Source organism: Burkholderia sp. KL41 (assembly GCF_057005415.2).
Genome location: NZ_CM174447.1, coordinates 752687 through 772025, shown reverse-complemented (window position 1 = coordinate 772025; position 19339 = coordinate 752687). Strand labels below are relative to the sequence as shown.

General features: G+C 67.3%; 17 protein-coding genes and 1 pseudogene. 6 read left to right on the top strand and 12 right to left on the bottom strand.

Annotated features, from left to right (window positions below; all coding sequences use genetic code 11):
- Positions 1-77: 77 nt before the first annotated feature.
- On the bottom strand, positions 78-977 hold the full coding sequence (locus tag PQB87_RS21035) for a LysR family transcriptional regulator (protein WP_111939284.1): 900 nt from the start codon (positions 975-977) through the stop codon (positions 78-80).
- 121 nt (positions 978-1098) lie between these two features.
- On the opposite strand from PQB87_RS21035, the gene PQB87_RS21030 reads away from it, so the two are divergent.
- Positions 1099-1542, top strand: coding sequence for a DMT family transporter (locus PQB87_RS21030; protein ID WP_111939283.1), 444 nt, complete (start codon positions 1099-1101; stop codon positions 1540-1542).
- A gap of 271 nt (positions 1543-1813) precedes the next feature.
- On the opposite strand, the gene PQB87_RS21025 is transcribed toward PQB87_RS21030, so the two are convergent.
- From PQB87_RS21025 to PQB87_RS20995, 7 genes and pseudogenes are all read right to left on the bottom strand, one after another.
- Positions 1814-3319, bottom strand: coding sequence for an aldehyde dehydrogenase family protein (locus PQB87_RS21025; RefSeq protein WP_489243690.1), 1506 nt, complete (start codon positions 3317-3319; stop codon positions 1814-1816).
- A gap of 33 nt (positions 3320-3352) precedes the next feature.
- Positions 3353-3898, bottom strand: a complete 546-nt coding sequence (locus PQB87_RS21020) for a c-type cytochrome (RefSeq protein ID WP_489243688.1) — start codon at positions 3896-3898, stop codon at positions 3353-3355.
- Positions 3895-4395 (bottom strand): c-type cytochrome, encoded by a 501-nt coding sequence (locus PQB87_RS21015; protein WP_060066928.1) that lies wholly within the window; start codon positions 4393-4395, stop codon positions 3895-3897. The genes PQB87_RS21020 and PQB87_RS21015 overlap by 4 nt, the downstream gene beginning before the upstream one ends.
- A complete protein-coding gene (locus PQB87_RS21010; RefSeq protein ID WP_021161464.1) occupies positions 4392-4928 on the bottom strand; it encodes a methylamine dehydrogenase light chain in 537 nt (178 codons plus the stop codon). The genes PQB87_RS21015 and PQB87_RS21010 overlap by 4 nt, the downstream gene beginning before the upstream one ends.
- Before the next feature lie 39 nt (positions 4929-4967).
- The gene (gene mauD / locus PQB87_RS21005; RefSeq protein ID WP_489243686.1) at positions 4968-5594 is read right to left on the bottom strand and encodes a methylamine dehydrogenase accessory protein MauD; all 627 of its coding nucleotides are present in this window, start codon (positions 5592-5594) and stop codon (positions 4968-4970) included.
- A complete protein-coding gene (locus PQB87_RS21000) occupies positions 5591-6145 on the bottom strand; it encodes a MauE/DoxX family redox-associated membrane protein (RefSeq protein WP_048024826.1) in 555 nt (184 codons plus the stop codon). Before PQB87_RS21000 ends, mauD begins: the two co-directional genes overlap by 4 nt.
- Before the next feature lie 7 nt (positions 6146-6152).
- Positions 6153-7310 (bottom strand): annotated as a pseudogene (locus PQB87_RS20995) (amine dehydrogenase large subunit).
- 243 nt (positions 7311-7553) lie between these two features.
- Between PQB87_RS20995 and PQB87_RS20990 the strand changes: the two are divergent.
- The 5 genes from PQB87_RS20990 to PQB87_RS20970 all read left to right on the top strand — a co-directional run bounded on the left by PQB87_RS20990 (position 7554) and on the right by PQB87_RS20970 (position 13630).
- Positions 7554-8516: a helix-turn-helix domain-containing protein gene (locus PQB87_RS20990; protein ID WP_489243684.1), complete on the top strand. Its 963-nt coding sequence runs from the start codon at positions 7554-7556 to the stop codon at positions 8514-8516.
- Between the two features lie 88 nt (positions 8517-8604).
- Positions 8605-9549 carry a GlxA family transcriptional regulator gene (locus PQB87_RS20985; RefSeq protein WP_021161470.1) on the top strand — a complete coding sequence of 315 codons (945 nt, stop codon included), beginning with the start codon at positions 8605-8607 and terminating at the stop codon, positions 9547-9549.
- A 497-nt stretch (positions 9550-10046) separates the two neighbouring features.
- Complete coding sequence (locus tag PQB87_RS20980) at positions 10047-11759, top strand: M36 family metallopeptidase (RefSeq protein WP_060066941.1); 1713 nt, start codon at positions 10047-10049, stop codon at positions 11757-11759.
- 79 nt (positions 11760-11838) lie between these two features.
- Positions 11839-13092 (top strand): M20/M25/M40 family metallo-hydrolase, encoded by a 1254-nt coding sequence (locus PQB87_RS20975; protein ID WP_060066944.1) that lies wholly within the window; start codon positions 11839-11841, stop codon positions 13090-13092.
- Positions 13093-13267: 175 nt separating this feature from the next.
- The gene (locus tag PQB87_RS20970) at positions 13268-13630 is read left to right on the top strand and encodes a YbjQ family protein (protein ID WP_111939276.1); all 363 of its coding nucleotides are present in this window, start codon (positions 13268-13270) and stop codon (positions 13628-13630) included.
- Between the two features lie 6 nt (positions 13631-13636).
- On the opposite strand, the gene PQB87_RS20965 is transcribed toward PQB87_RS20970, so the two are convergent.
- From PQB87_RS20965 to choX, 4 genes are all read right to left on the bottom strand, one after another.
- On the bottom strand, positions 13637-14887 hold the full coding sequence (locus PQB87_RS20965; protein WP_048024876.1) for an MFS transporter: 1251 nt from the start codon (positions 14885-14887) through the stop codon (positions 13637-13639).
- 249 nt (positions 14888-15136) lie between these two features.
- Positions 15137-16549: a cysteine--tRNA ligase gene (cysS, locus tag PQB87_RS20960; protein ID WP_489243681.1), complete on the bottom strand. Its 1413-nt coding sequence runs from the start codon at positions 16547-16549 to the stop codon at positions 15137-15139.
- Positions 16550-16935: 386 nt separating this feature from the next.
- Positions 16936-18075, bottom strand: coding sequence for a porin (locus PQB87_RS20955; protein WP_027789718.1), 1140 nt, complete (start codon positions 18073-18075; stop codon positions 16936-16938).
- A 260-nt stretch (positions 18076-18335) separates the two neighbouring features.
- Entirely contained in the window at positions 18336-19301 is a 966-nt protein-coding gene (gene choX / locus PQB87_RS20950) for a choline ABC transporter substrate-binding protein (RefSeq protein ID WP_489243679.1), read from the bottom strand.
- Between the last annotated feature and the right edge of the window lie 38 nt (positions 19302-19339).

Genomic DNA, 19339 nt, shown 5'->3' with positions numbered 1-19339 from the left:
TACCGGAAGCACGACGCCAGCCCGTTTCGACGGGTTGGCGTTTTTTTTATCCGGCGGGATGACGCACGGGGTGCCCTTCAGGCATCGTCCCGCGCGCTTCCCGCTGCGATCACGCGCACGAACGCGTCCGCCAGCGCCGTCGGCTCGATCGGCAGCACCAGCGCGCACGCCGATTTTGCGTCGTCGTCCGAGATCGGCACGAAGACGACTCCGTCGATACCGAGGCTCGCCATCCGTTCCGGCACGATCGCCACGCCCTGCCCGGCCGCGACGAGATTCAGCATCGACGTCTTCGGCGACACGATCCGGGCGGTCGCGGGCACGAATCCCCGTTTCAGGCAAAGGTCGATCACGACGCGCGCCAGCCCGCCCCGCTCCCGATGCACGGCCGATACGAACGGCTCGTGCCGCAGCCGCGAGATCGCGGTGCGCCGGCGGCCCGCCAGCGGGTGATCGGCCGGCACCGCCACGCACAAGCGCTCGGCCGCGAGCTCGACGAAACGCACGCGCGGATCGCGGCGCAGCACCGGCACACGGACGATCCCGAGATCGGCGTTGCCGTTCGCGATCTCCAGCACCTGATCCTCGGACGACGCGCGGTCGAGATCGATCCGCGCACCCGGGCATGCGCTCATGAAACGCTCGAGCACCGGCATCAGGCTGCCGACGGGAACGGTGCTCGAATGCAGGAGCCGCAATACGCCCGCTTCACCGCGCGACAACCGTGCGCCCTCCTCGGCCGCGGCTGCCAGGGTCGCCGGAATCGACGCGACGCGATCGCGATAGATCGCGCCGGCCGGCGTGAGCCGCACGCCCCTCGGCTCCCGGTCGAACAGCGGGAACCCCAGTTCGTCTTCCAGTTGACCGATCTGCCGGCTCAGCGCCGACTGCGCGACGTGGAGCGCGCTCGCGGCCGGCGTGAAGCCGCCGAGATCGGCCACGGTCAGGAAGTACTGAATTTGTCTCAGGGATGGCATGCCGGAACGAGATGGATAAGCGCCTGATTTGATATTTGCGTTATACCGTCGCGCTTCCCAGAATGGAAGCCTGTCGTGCCGGAACCGCCGTCGCGGCCACATCGCCGGAACTGCCCTCTTCGTGACTACTCTCCTGTCGTATCTGCTGGCCGTCGCCGCCGGCATCAGCGTGGCGTTGCAACAGGTGCTCAACGCCAACCTCCGCGCGCAGCTCGGCTCGCCGTGGTGGGCCGGGTCGGTCAGCTACCTCGTCGGCCTGGCCGCGATGCTCGCCGTCGCGCTCCTGTCCCCGCGTCCTCGCCCGAGCGGCACCGTCGCCGAGGCGGGGTCGTGGTTCAGCTGGACCGGCGGATTCTTCGGCGCGGTGTTCGTCGGCATCGCGATCCTGATGGTGCCGCGACTGGGCGCCGCGACGACGCTCGCGCTGATCGTCGTCGGGCAGATGACCGGCGCACTCGTGTTCGATCATTTCGGTGTGCTCGGCATCCAGCAGCATTCGGCCAGCCCGATCCGCCTGGCCGGTGCGGCGTGTCTCATTCTCGGCGTGGTGCTGGTTCGTGCGTGATGCGTTCATGGCGTTCGTGGCATTCGTTGCGTTCGCGCGTGCGATCGGATGTCGTGCTTCGTCGTGCTTCGACCCGGCCGGCTGGCCTTGCGCACCACCTGGCGCCGCATCGAGCGGATGCTTCAGTTCGAGCGCGCCTGCGCCGAACGGGATCGGCGCGTGGCTGCAGCCCGCCGCCGGCGCCCGGCCGCGTTGCCGCGATCCCGATGTGCCCGCCTGCGGCATGCGTGCGCGGCCGACGTGGCGGCAACGCACGCACCCGCCGTTACGCTCATGCGTAGTTCATCATCACCGACTTGCTTTCCGTGTACTGGTCGATCACCGCGCGACCGAGTTCGCGGCCGAAACCCGACTGCTTCATCCCGCCGAACGGCATCGCATTGTCGAGCAGCGAGTGGCAGTTGACCCACACCGTGCCCGCGGCGATGCGCGGGATCAGCTTGTGGATCGCGGAAAGGTCGTTCGACCAGATGCTCGCGCCGAGGCCGTATGGCGTGTCGTTGGCGAGCTGCACGGCCGTGTCGACGTCGTCGAACGGCATCGCGACGAGCACCGGCCCGAAGATTTCCTCGCGCACGACGCGCATCGCCTGCGTCGTATCGACCAGCACGGTCGGCTCGACGAAGAAGCCCGGGCCGTCGATCGCGCGGCCGCCCGCCGCGGCGCGCGCGCCCTCGCCGAATCCCGAATCGATATAGCCGCACACGCGCTCGCGCTGCTTCGCCGAGACGAGCGGGCCGATCTGCGTCGACGGATCCATCCCCGGGCCGATCTTCAGGCTCGCGGCGATCTTCGCGACGCGCCCGATCACGTCGTCGAACACCTTCGCGTGGATGTACGCGCGCGACCCGGCCGTGCACACCTGCCCCTGGTTGAAGAAGATCGCGTTCGCCACACCGAGTGCGGCCTTGTCCGGATCGACGTCGGGCAGCACGATCACCGGCGACTTGCCGCCGAGTTCCAGCGACATCCGCGTCATGTTGTCGAGCGCCGCGTGGCCGATCGTCTTGCCCGTCTGCGTCGAGCCCGTGAACGCGATCTTGTCGATGCGCGGATCGCGCGACAGCGCGGCGCCGGCCGTATGACCGTAGCCGGTGACGATATTGACGACGCCGTCCGGGAAACCGGCCGCCTGGATCAGCTCGCCCAGGCGCAACGCACTCAGCGGCGTATCTTCCGCGGGTTTCAACACCACGGTGCAGCCCGTAGCCAGCGCGGGCGCGAGCTTCCACGCCGCCATCAGCAGCGGGAAATTCCACGGAATGATCGCGCCGACCACACCGACCGGTTCCTTGCGCGTGTAGGTGAAGATCTCGCTGTCGGGCATGTACGGCATGCCCGCGTCGATCACGCTGCCTTCGATCTTCGTCGCCCAGCCGGCCATGTAGCGGAAGCACTGCGCGGCCATCACGACATCGAGCCCCTGCGCCACCATCACGGGCTTGCCGTTGTCGAGCGACTCGATCTCGGCCAGCTCGCGCGCATTCGCGTCGATCAGGTCGGCGAGCGCCAGCAGCAGACGCTCGCGGTCGGTGGTCTTCGCGGTGCGCCACGGCCCCGCATCGAATGCGCGCCGCGCGGCCGCGACGGCCTGTTGCACGTCGTGCTCGTCCGCCTCGGGCACGCGCGCGAGCACGGTGCCGTCGGCCGGATTCACGACGTCGAGCCGGCGGCCCGACGCAGCGTCGCTCCACTCGGCGCCGATCAGCATCTTCTTCGGCTTCGCGAGAAACGCGCGTGTGGCGTCGAGCAGCGGAAAGTTCTGGTTCGTCTCCATCTTCATTTTTCCTCGATTTCCTGAATGGGTCGGTCAGTAGCGATCCACGACGCCGTCGACCCCGCGTGCCTGCAACGCGCGAACGAGGCCGGCGCGCACGGTCGCGACGTCCGAATAGGCAGGACGGCGGTGCGCGGCGACTTCGGCGGCCGTATAGGGCTTGAAGTCGCGCGGCAGCGCGTCGCGGTTCATGGTCGTGAGTACCCAGTTGAGCACGTCGGCCAGGTCCTGGTCCGACAGTGCCGAGTTCGATGCGCCGGGCACGCGCATCACGTACTCGCGCCCGGCCGGCAAATGCGTGAAATAGCCGAGCGAGTTCGCGAGCGGCGGCACCTTGCCGGCGATACCGCCGCCCGTGGCCGTGTGGCAGCCCATGCAGTTGAGCACCCAGTGCTGCCGCGCGAGCGCCGCGTCGGCCGCACCTTCCGCATGCGCGGATGCCGCGGTCAGGCCGACGACCGCCCCGGCAAGCACCAGCAGCGACGACAGGTGGCGCGACAGGTTGCCGAGCCACGATGCCGCCGCGCACCGCGTGCGCGGCGCGACGTCGCAAACGCGGGATGCATGGGCAACCTTCACAGGCCGAGCCCCTTGATGACGACGTCGCGTTGCGCATGAACGGCCGTGCCGTCCATCGCCTTCGCGCGCGCCGCGCGGATGTCGGCCGCCGTGAACGGCTTCGCGTCGCCATGCTGCGCGTTGAGATCGAACACGACGTAGTTGAGCACGTGCGCGATATCGTCGTCGCTGGCGCTCGCAAACGACGGCATCTTGAAGTTGTAGCTCTTGTCGCGCACCTTGATCTCGCCGAACATCCCGTGCAGCAGTGTCGCGACCAGTTGCGCACGCCCTGCCTCGGCCGTCGCGTACTTGCCCGGATACTCGGTCAGCGGCGGCGCAAGGCCGTCCTGACCTTTCCCGCCCGCCTGATGGCACACCGCGCACTGCGCGTCGAACAGGCTCTTGCCGGCCGGGTAATGCACGGCTTCCTGCGCGCGGGCGGCGCCCGGCAACGCGAAGGCCGCCACGGCCGTCATGCACGCGACTGCGATCTTTCCTGCTTGCGTCACTTTCATTGCTTCGCTGCCCCCAACAGAACCGAAACCGAACAGTGGTAATTCGAATTGCCGTTCGCCATGCACCAGTTGATGTCGTTGTTCAACGACAGCTTGTACAGCGGCTTCTCGCGCTCGTTGCGGTTGCAGAAGCACTTGCCGCACGACGTCTTGCCGCAGCAATCGTTGTACGACACGATGTAGTCCGAACCGTCGTGCGGATTGCGGCAGGTGCCGATCCACGTGATCGGCGAAGGCGTCGTGCCCGGCGGGCAACTGCTCGACGTGCCGCCGCAGCAACTGCACAGCCAGCCGTCGATCGCGCAGTATTTCCAGTAGTCGCAGCTCATCGGGTCGTCGCTCGCCCCCGAGGCGGCGGCACCGGATGCGCCCGACGCCGCATCGGCCGCATACGCGGTGCGATCGACGGGCAGCAGCGGCAGCATCGCCGATCCCACCAGCACCTTGCCGAGCTTCGCCATCGCGCTGCGCCGCGAACTGTGCTGCGCGACGCCGCGCGCCGACCGCTCGAACCATGAATCAAACAGGCCCATGTCGTTGTTCTCCCTTGACGTTGAAAGAGGGTCGGCCGGTCATGCGTGCTGCGCGTGCGCGTCGTGGCTGTGATCGCCGTGCACGAACTGCTGCAACGATGCGACGCCGCGCTCCTTCGCTTCGAACAGGCTCTCGAGATGCTCGCGCGTATTGACGAGGCCCTTCGCACGCACCGTGCCGGTTTCGTCGAGCAGCACCGCATACGGCAGCTTGCCGATCTGGTACGCGAGGCCGAGCTCCTGCGACAGCACGTACGGGAAGGGCCCGAGGTCGTGCTTGCGCGCGAAGCGCGTGTGTTCGTCGATATCGCCGTCGCTCGCGAGCACGATGTTCACCGGCGTCGATTCGCTCGCCTGCAGCGACGGCAGCAGCGGCAGCAGCTTCTTGCAGACGGGGCACGTCGGCGACAGGAAGAACAGCAGCGTCGCCTTGCCCGACGCATCGATGCCGCCGACCTTCACCTGCGAGCCGCGAATGTCGGTCAGTTCGAACGCCGGCGCGATCGCGCCGACCGCCGGCCCCTTGTCGATCATCAATGCGCCGGCCGGCATGATGCGTTCGTACAGGATGCCGATCTGGCGCACGAGCGCGAGACAGATCGCGCCGAGCGCGAGGACGGCCACCCACAGCAGGGCGGTGGAAACGGTGAGAGCGGTTTGCATCATGAATTCCTCAGATGGGAAAGGCGCGGTACGTTGGCGAGCAGCACGTCGACGGTGAGCAGCGCGCAGACGATCAGCAGCACGGAGAAGAACAGCGTCAGGTAGTCGAACCACACGACCGCGCGCGCGCCCGGCTCGACGAGCGCGGTCGCGGCCAGCGCGGCGAGCAGCAGCGCGCGACCGACGTGCAGCCAGCCGATGCCGCGCGGCGCATCCGCTCGCGCGGCCGCGAAGCCGGAACAGCCGCAGTCGATGTCGGTGTGGCCGCGCAGCAGATTGATCGCGATTGCCGCCGCGAAGGCGACGAGCAGCGCGATCAGGCCGATCGCGCCGGCCGTGCGCGTATCGGGAAACAGCAGTGCCGCCGCGCCGACGGCTTCCGCGAGCGGAATCGCGAACGCGACGGGTGCGGTCAGCGCGTCGGGCAGCAGCCGGTAGCCGGCGAGTGCCTGGCTGAACGCGGCGGGCCGGCGCATCTTCGCGAAGGCGCCGAGCAGCACGACGACGGCAGCGCCGGCCTGCGCGCTGGTGGCAAGTACGGGATCGAGCGTCATCGCGGCCTCACGGGTTGACGAGCAGCGACGACGTATTGCCGATCTGCTTCTCGACGTTCTGCAGCTTGCCCGTGCGTGCATCCATCACGACGAGGTCGGAGGTCGCCGTCAGCCCGTAGAACAGCGGCTTGTCGTCCTCGCTGACCTGGATCGACACGAGGGGATCGATCTTCTGCTGCGCGAGATCCCAGCGCGCGACACGCTGCTTCGACTTCAGGTCGACCACCCACACCTGCGTGCCGGGGTCCTTGTGCGAGCCGTCGCCGCCCTTGTGCATCAGCACGTAGTAGCGGTTCTGCTTCGCCTGCACGGCCGTCTGCTGCATGCCGCCCGGGCGCCAGCCTTCGGCGCGCTCGGCGTCCGTCAGCAGCGGCCACGGCTTGCCGAACACGGGCTTGTCGCCGCTGAAATCTGCGCTGCGCACGTTGCCGCCGTAGGTCGTAAACAGATAGTCGCCCTTGTAGCGCGACGCGTTCACGAACGCCGGATCCTTGTCGACGTCGATGAACGCATCCGACATCGTGCGCTTCGTTTCCTTGCCGTTCGCATCGAGCGTGACGGTCAGCGCCTTGCCGCTTTCACACAGCGCCGTGAAGCGGTCGTTGCCCGACGGATACGCGAGCACGCAGGCCGCCGTGTCGATCTCCGACAGCACCTTCTTCGAGACCGCGTCGATCACCGTCACCGACGCGGCCGGCGTGATGTTCGCGACGTACAGCCGCTTGCCGTCCGCGCTGAACGCGGTGTTGTACGGCGACGGCACGTGCTGCGCATGCTTCGCCGGAATCACGATCTCGCCCGCGTGATCGAGCGTCGTGTTGTCGGTGATCTCGACGACGTCGGTGCGCGTGCCGTGCGAGCCGCGCGAGAAGTACGTCGTCGCGACGAAGCTCGTCTTGCGGTCCGGCTAGATCGCGAGGCCCGGGCCGAAGCCGCCGTCGATCTGGCCGAGCAGTTTCTTCGCATCGGCGTCGTACACGTAGATGCGTCCGTCGGTCATCGACGGCATCGAGATGTCGACGATATAGACCTCGTGCGGATGCCAGGGCGGCATCTTCTGCACCACCAGTTCTTCCGGCTTTTCCGTCGCATTCGCGCCGCCGGCCCATGCCGCCGCGAACGCCAGCGTCGCCGCGAGCACCGCGGTTCGTCGCCTTGTCCTCATGTCGCCTCCAGTTGGGAATCACGTAACGTGGGGCGACTGTAGTTCGACAATAAATCCGGTCAGCACCCGGACCGGCACCGCGTGCGTGCCGATTCGGGATATTGGAAAACCGCCTGAAAGGCACGCCGGCCGAAGGCTTCCGACCCTCTGACAGAGGCGCCCGGAATAGCGCTGCCCCTTATTGCGCCGACCGCGCGGTCGGTTTAATCTTGCGCGGTCCTGATCGACGCACCTGGAGGCGCTGTGTTCGTGTTTCACGAGAGGTTCGACGACGCGGACCGGCATGCCGAGGCGCTGCGCGGCTGGAACCAGCGCTACGACCAGATCGGCTCCGGCGCGTATCGCAGCGCGGTCAAGCATGCGGTGCTGGACAGCGTGCAGCTGTTCCAGGAAGCCGCCAACGTTCGCATCATCCAGCGCGGAAGATTGCCGCACGACCAGACGGTGTTCGGCATGCCGCTCACCGGCTCGGGGGCGTTCGCATTCGGCGGTGCGCGCATCGAACGCGGCACGATGGTGCTGGCGCGCGGCGGCACCCCGTTCGAGCTGCACTCGCCCGACGACATGTCGCTGATCGGTGTCGTCGCCAATGGCGAACTGATGCAGCAGATCGAGGATGCGGCCGACGTCCGCCTCGACGAAGCCACGTTGCGGCGCGGCGTCGTCGACATGCCCACCGCGGTGCTGATGCGCGCGAGCGTGCAGATCGCGACGCACCTCGAGCGTGTATTGTCGGCACCCGATACCTTCCGCGACGCACGCGCGCAGCGCGAACTGCGCGGCGAGATCGGCAACGTGCTCGTCGATCTCCTCACGTACCGGATTCCCGAGCCGTCGAACCGTCTCACGCATGCATGCCGCGCCGACATCGTGCGCCGCGTGCACGACTACGTGATCGACCATCCCGAAGCACCGGTCGACGTGCTGAGCCTGTGCACGCAATTGCGCGTGAGCCGGCGCACGATGCAGAACAGTTTCCAGTCGGTCGTGCAGACCAGCCCGTTGCATTACGTGCGATCGCTGCGCCTGTCGCAAGTGCGGCGGATGCTGCTCGACACGCGGCAGGCCGACCTGCCGATCAGCGACGCGGCCGCACGCTGGGGCTTCATCCATCTCGGGCATTTCGCGAACGCCTACAAGGCGCAATTCGGCGAGTTGCCGTCGACCACCGCGCGCCGTTCCGCGCGCGGCGCAAAAACGCGCTGAGGCCGCGCAAAACCCGCGATAATCTCCGGCTGACCGTTCGCCGCCCCGCGCGACACGCGACGACCACCGGATTCCATTGCCTGCCCCGATGCCCGAGGATTTCCACTTCCTGCTGCTGCCCGGCTTTTCCGCGCTCGGCTTCATGTCCGCGGTCGAACCGCTGCGCGTCGCGAACCGCTTTCGCACGGAGCTCTATCGCTGGCACGTGATCAGCGCCGACGGCGCGCCCGTCGCCGCGAGCAACGGCATTCCGGTCGCCGCCGAAGCCGCGTGCGCGGAGGTCGAAACGGTCGATACGGTGTTCGTCGTCGCCGGCTTCGATCCGCTCGTGTGCTACACGCGCGCGATCGGCGACTGGCTGCGCCGCCAGCACCGTCATGGTGCAACGCTCGGCGGCATCGACACGGGCAGCTTCGTGCTCGCGGAAGCCGGGCTGTTCGACGCGTCGCAGCCGCTCACGCTGCACTGGGAAGCACTGGCCGCGTTCCGGGAACGCTACCCCGGCCTGAACGCGACGCAGGAGCTGTTCGAGATCGACGACCGGCGCATCACGTGCGCGGGCGGCACCGCGTCGATCGACATGATGCTCGACCTGATCGGGCGGCGGCACGGTGCCGATCTCGCCGCGGCGATCTCCGAGCAGTTCGTGGTCAGCCGGATCCGGCAGCGCTCGGACAGCCAGCGGCTCGAGATCGCCGCGCGCTACGGCGTGCACAACCGCAAGCTGATCCAGGTGATCGGCACGATGCAGCGGCACATGGAAAACCCGCTCGGCTCCGATGCGCTCGCGCAGGAGGTGTCGATCACGCGACGCCAGCTCGAACGGCTGTTCAGCGCGACGCTGAACGACACGCCGACGCATTTCTACCTGAACCTTCGGCTCGATCGCGCGCGTGAACTGCTGCAGCAGACCGACATGAGCATCACGTCGGTGTGCGTCGCGTGCGGGTTCGAATCGCCGTCGCATTTCTCGCGCACGTATCGCGCGCGATTCGGCCTGAGTCCGCGCAGCGACCGTCGCGCGACGCGCTGATCGTCGCAGGTTTCAAGCACAATCCAGCGCGGAATTGCGCGTTCCGGCAGCGTTTCCCGCCGCTCGCTGAACAATGCCGGCGATTGATCGACGGACTGAAGAGGTCATCGAAAATAAACTGGAATGTCGTTGAAAATATTCTGTAACATACCAAAAAAAGTTAGATAGGCAGCCTAACGACTTGCATGCCGCATCTCGGCGGGCTGCCACCGATATCGATTCGATCCGAGGGGTATGACATGACGATGCTCGATTCGCCGTCGCCGCACCTGCCTGCCGTTCGATTCTTCGTTCGCCGCTTCGCGCGCCCCTCGCCCTGCTTCTCGCCGTTCAATCCCGCCCGTTTCTTTTCGACCTGACATTTAGGTTTCCTTAGTCAGTCGACGCTCCCCACACCGCTTCGCCGCACCGGCTCCATCGAGCCGGCGCGCGGGCCGTGTCGTGCCTGCGCGCCACGAACGCGCGGGCGTGTCCAACCGTTGAGATGAGGATCACGTATGCAGACATCACGCAAAGCACTGCCGCTCGCCCTGGGTCTCGCGCTCGGTTTCGGCATCGTCGGCGGCACCGCGGCCGATACGAAAGTCTCGAATCCGCAAGCAACGAGCCTGCGCGAAAGCCTGACACGCGGCGTCGCGCCGCCGGCCGCCAAGGCGGATACGGCCGCCGGGCAGTTCCGCGCGGACGGCGTCGCCGTCACGCTGTACAACCCCGCCTATCGCGCGAAGAAGGCCGCCGCGACGCCCGCCGCCACCGCGCGCGACTTCGTCGCGTCGCAGGCCGCGCAACTCGGGCTCGACGCGACCGCGCTCGCGAGCCTCGTCGTCACGTCGGAGCGCAGCGACGCCGAGTTCACCGTCGTGCGCCTGCAGCAGCAGGCAGCCGGATTGCCCGTGTACGGCAGCGATATCGCGGTGACGGTCGCGAAGGATGGCCGCATCCTGTACGTCGCGAGCAACACGATCAACGGCGTGGTCGCGAAGTCGGGCAAGGCGCAGGCCGTCGACCAGCAGCAGGCGCTCGACCGCGCACGCGCGTATCTCGGCGTGAGCGGCTTCACGAACCAGGACGCACAGCTCGTCGCCTTCGTCGACAAGGCCGGCACGCATACCGCGTGGAAAGTGCGCGGCCGCCCGAACGACGGCCCGAAAGGCGACTGGGAACTGCTGATCGACTCGGGCAGCGGCGAAGTGTTGCGCGCCGAGGACAAGGCGTTCTACGCGACCGACGGCACGGGCTTCGTGTTCCGGCCCGACCCGCTGTCGCCGACCAAAAGCAGCTACGGCGGCACGGGCTACAAGGACAGCAACGACGCCGATTCGTCGCAGCTCACCGCCGCGCGCGTGCGCGTGACGCTGAAGGATCTCGCGCAGTCGGGTGCGCGTTATTCATTGTCGGGCCCGTATGCGGCATGCGTCGATTTCGACGCGCCGCGCGACAACGCGTGCCCCGTGCAGTCGACCCCCGCATTCGAATTCACGCGCGGCAACCTGTATTTCGAGGCGGTGAACGTGTACTACCACATCGACACGTTCCTCCGTTACGTGAACCAGACGCTCGGCATCAAGGCGCTGCCGTACCAGTACACGGGCGGCGTGCAGTACGACCCGCACGGCGAATCGGGCGACGACAACTCGTCGTACTCGTCGAGCAGCGGCCGGCTGACCTTCGGGCAAGGCGGCGTCGACGACGCGGAGGATGCGGACGTCGTGATCCACGAACTCGGCCACGGCATCCACGACTGGGTGACGAACGGCGGCCTGTCGCAGCAGGAAGGATTGTCGGAAGGCACCGGCGACTATCTCGCCGCCGCGTACAGCCGCGACTTCAACCAGTGGAGCCCGTCGGATGCGCAGTACCACTGGGTCTACAACTGGGACGGCCACAACGAGTTCTGGGGCGGCCGCGTGACCAACTGGAACGTCGGGCGCACCTATGCGCAGGCACGCGGCGCGGAGATCCATACGGCCGGCCAGTACTGGGCCTCGTGCAACCTCGTCGCGCGCGACGCGATCGGTGCGCAGGCGATGGACAAGGCGTTCCTGAAGGGGCTGTCGATGACCAACAGCTCGACCAACCAGAAGGCCGCCGCGCAGGCGGTGCTGACGGCCGCGTCCGCGCTCGGCTACAGCAACGCGCAGCTCACCGCGATCGGCAATGCGTACAACCAGAGTTGCACGTACGGCGTGACCGTACCGAAGAAGTCGTAATTCCGCAGCAGGCGGGAGCGCGTCGCACGACCTGTGACGCGCTCCCTTCATCGACATCGCCATCCTCACGAGATCGAACATGCCTACTCTGAAACTCACCCGCCTGAGCGCCGCGCTGGGCGGCATGCTGCTGACCGCCGCCGCGCACGCGACGCCGGTGTGGATCACGCTCGGCGACGCGGCGTTCCGCCAGTTGCAACGCATCGACGCAAGCGCCACCGCGCAATACAGCACGACCCTCGACGCCGGCAAGGCGGCCGACGGCGCGTCGCGCCGCGAGACCGTGCACGTCGTCGAAATCGACGATTCACGGCTCGGCGAGCTGGCCCACGCCGTCCACCATACGCGCGGCCACGGGCCCGGCTATGTCGTGCACGACTCGTTCGACGACGCGCGCCAGGCACTGCAGCCGTTGCCGACGCTGCTCGCGAAGCAGGCCGCGGCTTCCACGTACAAGGTTTCGAACGCGCCGCAGATCGGCACGTGGATCCAGCAGCTGCAGGCCAGCAACATCGTCGGCACGATCACGTCGCTGTCCGGCTTCACGAACCGCTACTACACGACGTCGCACGGCGTCGCCGCGTCGGACTGGCTCGCGCTGCAGTGGAAGCAGCTGGCCGGCTCGCGCGCCGACATCACCGTCGAGCAGTTCGCGCACACGGGCTTTCCGCAGAAATCCGTGATCCTGACGATCCGCGGCAGCGATCCGGCCGCGGGCACCGTCGTGCTGGGCGGCCACCTCGATTCGACGGTCGGGCGCACGACGGAAAACACGCGCTCGCCCGGCGCGGACGACGATGCGTCGGGCATCGCCAGCCTCACCGAAGCGCTGCGCGTGCTGCTGGCGAACAACTACCGGCCGAAGCGGACGATCAAGTTCGTCGGGTACGCGGCCGAGGAAGCCGGCCTGCTCGGCTCGAAGGCGATCGCGAAGCAGTTTCGTGCGCAAAACGTGAACGTGGTCGGCGTGCTGCAGCTCGACATGACGAACTACAAGGGCGACCCGAAGGACATCTACCTGATCACCGACTACACGAACGCGTCGCAGAACACCTACCTGACGAATCTGGCGAAGACCTACCTGCCGGAACTCGCGATCGGCACGTCGCAGTGCGGGTATGCGTGCTCGGATCATGCGTCGTGGAATGCGCAAGGGTATCCGGCGTCGTTCCCGTTCGAGGCCGATCAGAACGACAGTCCGTATATCCATACCGTGAACGACACGCTGGAGAATTCGGATCGGCAGGCGAACCACGCATTGAAGTTCGGCAAGCTGGCGCTGGCTTATGCGGTCGATCTCGGCGGCAACGGCAGTGCGACCGTGAAGCCCTGACGGCGGACGGCCGGGCCGTTCGTCCGGAAATGACGGAAGCGTGTGCTCGCGGTTTGCATACGCTTCCGTCGCGAAGCGTTCTCCGCGGTCGCGGCGCTGCCCCGTCGTCGAACCGGGTACGCCGCCTCGTCCGGATAGAATCCCCGTTCGACCACTTTGCTACACGCTTCCCGCCATGACCGATTTCTCCCGTTCCATCGACGATCTGTCGCCCGCCCGGGTCACGACCGCGTTCGACCTGCCCGGCCACACGACCGTTCGCTCGCTCGGCGTCGTCCAGGGCATCGTCGTGCGCTCGCGCTCGATCGTCGGTTCGTTCGGCGCATCGCTGCAGACGATCTTCGGCGGCAACATCACGCTGTACACGTCGCTGTGCGAAAAGGCCCGCCAGCAGGCCTTCGACAAGATGCTCGTCGACGCAGGCAAGCTCGGTGCGAACGCGATCGTCGCGATGCGTTACGACTCGACCGAGATCGGCTCGGGTGTCACGGAAGTCATCTGCTACGGCACGGCCGTGCGCGTGACGCAGGACGCGTGACGCCCGTCACGCGTCGCGCTCGAGCGACTTCATGGTCGTGAGCTGCGGGAACAGCCGCATCCACGTGAGCGCAACGGCGATCGTCGCCGCGCCGCCGACGACGATCGCGGCCGGCGCGCCCCACCATGCAGCCGTCACGCCCGATTCGAATTCGCCGAGTTGATTCGACGTGCCGATGAACAGCGAGTTGACGGCGCTCACACGGCCGAGCATGTCGTCGGGTGTGCGCAGCTGCACGAGCGACAGGCGCACGACGACGCTCACCACGTCCGATGCGCCGAGCGCCGCCAGCGCGACGAGCGACAACACGAAATTCCTCGACAGCCCGAACACGATCGTCGCGATGCCGAACGCGATCACGCCGCCGAACATCGCGCGGCCGGGCCGCCCCTTGAGCGGAAAGCGCGTGAGCCACAGCGTGCCCGCGAGCGCGCCGACCGCCGGCGCCGCGCGCAACGCGCCGAGCCCCCACGGCCCGACCTGCAGGATGTCGCGCGCGTAGATCGGCAGCAGCGCGGTCGCGCCGCCGAACAGCACCGCGAACAGGTCGAGCGACAGCGCACCGAGGATCGCCGGTTCGCGCCGGATGAATGCGATACCTGAAAACACCGAACGGAGCGTCACCGGTTCGCGCGCGGGCGGCGCGCCGCGCAGCGGAATCGTGCCGCTCAACACCGCCGCGACCGCGAACGCGACGACGCTCGTGCCGAACGCGACGGGCGCGCCGACGCCATACAGCAGCCCGCCGAACGCGGGCCCGAGAATCTGCGCGGCCTGGTTCGCCGAGGTCGACAACGCGGTCGCGCGCGGCAGGTCGCTGCGCGGCACGACGGCCGGCAGCAGCGACGACACCGACGGCGACTCGAACGCGCGGGCCGTGCCGACGATCGCCGCGAGCGCATACACGGCCGGCGCGGCCAGCCATCCTTGCGCGGCACCGAGCAGGAACACGCCGGCGGCCAGCGCCTCGACGGCCTGGCAGATCGTCGCGATGCGCCGGCGGTCGTAGCGGTCGGCCACCTGCCCGACGACGAGCGTCAGCGCGAACATCGGCACGAACTGCGCGAGGCCGACGAGGCCGAGTGCGAACGCGCTGTGCGTGAGCGCGTAGACGTACCACCCGATTGCAACCGACAGTATCTGGAAAGCCAGGGAAGACATCACGCGCGTGCCCCAGAAGCGCTGGAACGGTGCGTGACGGAACAGGTTGGCGGGCAACGGGGATAAAGGACTGGGATCGGGCACGGAGTCGGTCATCGAGGTCTCGGCGGTCGGCGCGGCACGCCGGCACCGTTCGGGAAAGCGACTGCGCACGCCGACGCATGCGCGCGACAACGGTACGGACGCGGCGAAATCGCGATGATATGCCAAGCGCGCAAAACGGGCCGGGGACGTGGCGACAACATCGCGCGGACGCGGGGGGCAACGCATCCGGCGGACGCGTCGATCGCGGCCGCCAGATGGCGGCCCGGGCTCGGGGTCTTCCGATGCAGGCGGCCGCGGGCTTCACCGGGGCGGAACGCCCTCGTCGACCGCGCCGCCGGCGATGCCGAACAGGCGTTGACCTTCCGGGGTGTCCTCGACTCGCCAACCCTGCGCGCTCAACGCTTCCCGTATCCGGTCGGCCTGCATCCAGTCCTTGTCCGCTCTCGCGCGCTCGCGTTCGGCGAGCAACCCGCGAACGTGTTCCGGAATGTCGGGCGCAACCGGCCTCCATGCGCGCAAGCCGAGGCCCAGCACGGCGTCGAAGCTGTCCACGGTCGCTTTCAGCGTCGCGGGTGGCAGGTTGCTCCTGACCAGATCCCAGAGCACCGCAAGCGCCCTGGGCAGATTCAGGTCCTCGTTCACTTCGGCGTCGAATCGCGCGGCGAAATCCGCATCGACGCGCCCCCCGTCCGGCCAGCCGGCATACAGGTGCCGAAGCCGGTTCAGCGCGGTATGCGCGGCGTCGAGCGACGCCCACGTGAAATGCAGCTTGCTCCGGTAATGGGCCGTCAGGCACAGGTAACGGTACGCGAGCGGGTCGATATTCCGGCTCTGCAAGGTCTGCAAACGAACGAAATCGCCGCTCGACTTCGACATCTTCGCATCGGCGTCGAGCGTCAGGAAGTGCCCGTGCATCCAGTAATTCGCGAGGTTCGTGCCGTGGGCCGCCCGCGTCTGCGCGATCTCGTTGCTGTGGTGCACGGCGATATGATCCTCGCCGCCGCAATGGATATCGAACCACGTCCCGAGATACTTCGCCGACATCGCCGAGCATTCGATATGCCAGCCCGGAAAGCCGCGCCCCCACGGGCTGTCCCATTCCATCTGCCGCTTGACGCCGGCCGGGCTGAACTTCCACAACGCAAAATCCGTGATGCTCCGCTTGTCGCCCAGCGCGACCCGCTTGCCCGCCTGCAACCCCGCGCGGTCGAGCCGCGCGAGATAACCGTAGTCGTCCTGCCGACTGGTGTCGAAGTAGAGGCCGTCGTCCGTGCGATAGACGTAGCCGCCCCGGTCGAGCGTATCGATGAACGCGATCTGTTCGGCGATGTGATCCGTGGCGCGGCACCAGACCGTCGGCTCGAGCAGGTGGAGCGCGCGCCAGTCCCGCACGAAAGCGTCGGTGTAGCGCCGGGCGATGGCCCACGCCGATTCGCCGGTGCGGCGGCTGCCCTTTTCCATCTTGTCTTCGCCTTCGTCCGCATCCGAAGTCAGGTGGCCGACGTCGGTGATGTTGACGACGTGCCGCACCTCGTATCCGTTGCGCACCAGTACGCGGCGCAGGAGATCCTCGAACACGTAGGTTCTCAGGTTGCCGATGTGGGCGTCGTCGTAGACCGTGGGGCCGCAGCAGTACATGCCGACCTGCCCGGCCCGGATTGGCGTGAACGGGCGTATGGTACGCGACCAGGTGTCATACAGCGCAAGCGGCATCGAGTTTCTCCGTCCGAAGGTGTCGGCCCCAAAAACAAAAAGGCCGCCTGTCTTGCATCACAGGCGGCCGGAAGGCGATTGCTTGAATGTTCAGCGAGTTCGCTGGACGCAACTTCCCCCTGGCACGTTCTGACAACATGCGCGGAGCAGCGACGAGAGGAAATGGGCGCGATCAAGCATGGGGACGATGCTAGCGTCTATAGACGGCACCGGTCAATACCGTCGGGCAGTCGCCCGGCAACGATCCCGGTGCGGCGGCACGGCAGCGGGCCTTGACCGGACGGCTCTCGTGCCCGCTCACCCCCGTCAGGCAAAAAAAAGCGCGAACCTCGGTTCGCGCCAAAGAGAGACCTCGCTGAAGACGTCACAACCTCACACCACCCCGCTCAGAACGAATGCCGCATCCCGATCCGCACGTCGGCCTGCGTCTGCGTCGTCGACGGCGTGAAGCTGTAGCCGACCACCGCATCGACGCCTTGCGACGCGCGCAGGTAATCGCCGGAGATATACACGTCGGTACGCTTCGACAGCAGGTAATGCAGGCCCGCCGTGCCCTGGTTCCAGTGATGGCCTTCGAAGCGCGTGTGCTGGTAGCCCGCGATCAGGCTCAGCGCCGGCGTGAACTGGTACAGGCCGCCGCCTTCATACACCTGCATGTGCGACGACTGGCCGAAACCCTTGATCGTCGTGTACGAGAAGTTGGCGTCGAGCGTCAGCTTGCCGATCGTGTAGCTCGAGCCGATGCCGAACGTGCCCTGGCTGTCGACGTTCATCGGCGTGTTCGCGAACAGGTCGGTGCGTGCGCCGGTCGCCGGATCGACGGTGACGGTCTGCTGGCCGAGGAACGTGTGCGTGCCGATCATCGCGTACGGGTCGAACGCATAGATGCCGTTCGGGTTGTTCAGGCGCGTGTACGCGGCGCCGATCGAGAAGTCGCCCTTCGTGAAGCTCGCGCCCGCGCTCCACGCGCTGTTGCGGTGGAAGTTGCCGGCGACGTTGCCGAACGAGTACATCGCGCCGAACTTGAAGCCGCTGAGGTCGTTCGACAGGAACTTCACCGAATTCGGCAGGCGGTCGCCGTTGAAGCGGTCGAAGTCGCCCTGGTGGATCGCATAACCGCTGCCCCACGCGGAGATGTTGTAGATCGACACGAGTTCGTTCGTGATGTCGAGCTGGTTGCCGAACGACAGCGTGCCCCAGTCGTTCTGCAGGCCGACATACGCCTGCCGGCCGAATTCGGCGCCGCCGAAGCCGAGTTGCCCGGTGCCGAGGCGGAAGCCGCTCTCGAGGGTGAACACGGCCTTCAGGCCGCCGCCGAGGTCTTCCGTGCCCTTCAGGCCAAAACGGTTTCCGTACGCGACGCCGTCGTCGAACTTGACCACGTGCGAGCCGCCCGTGTTGTTCACGTACGTGATGCCTGCGTCGAGAATCCCGTACAGCGTCACACTGCTCTGCGCATGCCCGATGGCGGGCACGCAGGCCGCGCATGCAAGCGCGGCGGCTACGGCAACTTTGGTGTGCTTCATTGTCGACCACCCTCCCTGAACCGTTCGATGGAAAGAATCTCGTCCCGGCGCGTACCGCGATGCGCCGGTGGATTCGAATTCGGTACGCCCGCTGGCTTCGGCATTTCGTTTTCCGCAATAACGCAGCCATTGGCGAAAAATACAAACCCATATTTCGCGTCACCCGTCTGAAGGCGACACCAAATGGTCACGATGCGACCCGCTCGGGAAAACACGTAGACGGGCGGCGCGGTCGAAACCGGCCGCCCGGAGGGAGGGAATCAGCGCCCGTCGAGGGCCGCGCGCACGGCCGGCAGGCCCGGTGCGCCGGCTGCCGTCGTCACGCCGTCCAGCCAGCCGGCAACCAGCGCCGGGTCGGATTTCAGCGCACGCTGCGCCGCGAGCACGGGCGACGTCTTGTGGTCGAGCATGTCGGCGATCATCCGGTTCTCGACGTCGACGGAGAACGTCATCTGCCGGAACAGCCGCGCCAGGTTCGCGCACTGGCCGGCGAACCCGGCGCGCGTGACCGTATTGACGGTCGCGCCGCCGTAGTTCGGGCCGAAATACGCATCGCCGCCCGACAGGTAGGTCAGGTGGAACTTCGTGTTCATCAGATGCGGCTCCCAGGCCAGGAACACGATCCACCGCTTGTCGCGCACCGCGCGCTCGACCTGCGTGAGCATGCCCGTCTCGCTCGATTCGACGAGCGACCAGTTCGCGGCCCCGAGCGCATGGTCGGACAGCAGCCGCTTGATGTTCTGGTTCGCGGGCGCGCCGGGCTCGATCCCGTAGATCTTGCCGCCGAAGCGGTCGGCGTAGCGCGCGAGATCGGCGAACGTATGCACGCCGGCGGCGGCCACGTAGTCGGGCACCGCGAGCGTGAACTTCGCGCCGCTCAGGTTCGCGTGCAGCACGTCGATCGACTTCTCGTCGACGAACGGCTTCACGAGCGGCGCCTGCGCGGGCATCCAGTTGCCGAGGAACACGTCGACCTGCCCTTTCTTGAGCCCCTGGTACGTGATCGGCACCGACAGGTTCGCCACGTCCTGCCGATAGCCGAGCGCCTTCAGCACGACGCCCGCCATCGCGTTCGTCGCATCGATGTCGGTCCAGCCGGGCGCCGCCATCTTCACGTCGCCGCACGTCTGCGGGTCGGCCGCGTACGCGGCCTGCGTCGTCATCACGCAGGCGGCCGCGGCCAGCGCCGCGCCGATCCGGATTGCTGCATTGCATTGCCGTTCCATCGTCCGCTTCCTCCGTCGTTCGTCAGTGATCGCGATGC

What these genes read in the sequence shown, in the direction of transcription:
- PQB87_RS20980 (WP_060066941.1), top strand. Translation starts at nt 10,047, where the DNA reads ATGCAGACATCACGCAAAGCACTGCCGCTCGCCCTGGGTCTCGCGCTC.
- PQB87_RS21025 (WP_489243690.1), bottom strand. Translation starts at nt 3,319, where the DNA reads ATGGAGACGAACCAGAACTTTCCGCTGCTCGACGCCACACGCGCGTTT.
- cysS (WP_489243681.1), bottom strand. Translation starts at nt 16,549, where the DNA reads ATGCCGCTTGCGCTGTATGACACCTGGTCGCGTACCATACGCCCGTTC.
- PQB87_RS20975 (WP_060066944.1), top strand. Translation starts at nt 11,839, where the DNA reads ATGCCTACTCTGAAACTCACCCGCCTGAGCGCCGCGCTGGGCGGCATG.
- choX (WP_489243679.1), bottom strand. Translation starts at nt 19,301, where the DNA reads ATGGAACGGCAATGCAATGCAGCAATCCGGATCGGCGCGGCGCTGGCC.
- PQB87_RS21010 (WP_021161464.1), bottom strand. Translation starts at nt 4,928, where the DNA reads ATGGGCCTGTTTGATTCATGGTTCGAGCGGTCGGCGCGCGGCGTCGCG.
- PQB87_RS21035 (WP_111939284.1), bottom strand. Translation starts at nt 977, where the DNA reads ATGCCATCCCTGAGACAAATTCAGTACTTCCTGACCGTGGCCGATCTC.
- PQB87_RS21000 (WP_048024826.1), bottom strand. Translation starts at nt 6,145, where the DNA reads ATGACGCTCGATCCCGTACTTGCCACCAGCGCGCAGGCCGGCGCTGCC.
- PQB87_RS20965 (WP_048024876.1), bottom strand. Translation starts at nt 14,887, where the DNA reads ATGACCGACTCCGTGCCCGATCCCAGTCCTTTATCCCCGTTGCCCGCC.
- PQB87_RS20955 (WP_027789718.1), bottom strand. Translation starts at nt 18,075, where the DNA reads ATGAAGCACACCAAAGTTGCCGTAGCCGCCGCGCTTGCATGCGCGGCC.
- PQB87_RS21015 (WP_060066928.1), bottom strand. Translation starts at nt 4,395, where the DNA reads ATGAAAGTGACGCAAGCAGGAAAGATCGCAGTCGCGTGCATGACGGCC.
- mauD (WP_489243686.1), bottom strand. Translation starts at nt 5,594, where the DNA reads ATGATGCAAACCGCTCTCACCGTTTCCACCGCCCTGCTGTGGGTGGCC.
- PQB87_RS20970 (WP_111939276.1), top strand. Translation starts at nt 13,268, where the DNA reads ATGACCGATTTCTCCCGTTCCATCGACGATCTGTCGCCCGCCCGGGTC.
- PQB87_RS20985 (WP_021161470.1), top strand. Translation starts at nt 8,605, where the DNA reads ATGCCCGAGGATTTCCACTTCCTGCTGCTGCCCGGCTTTTCCGCGCTC.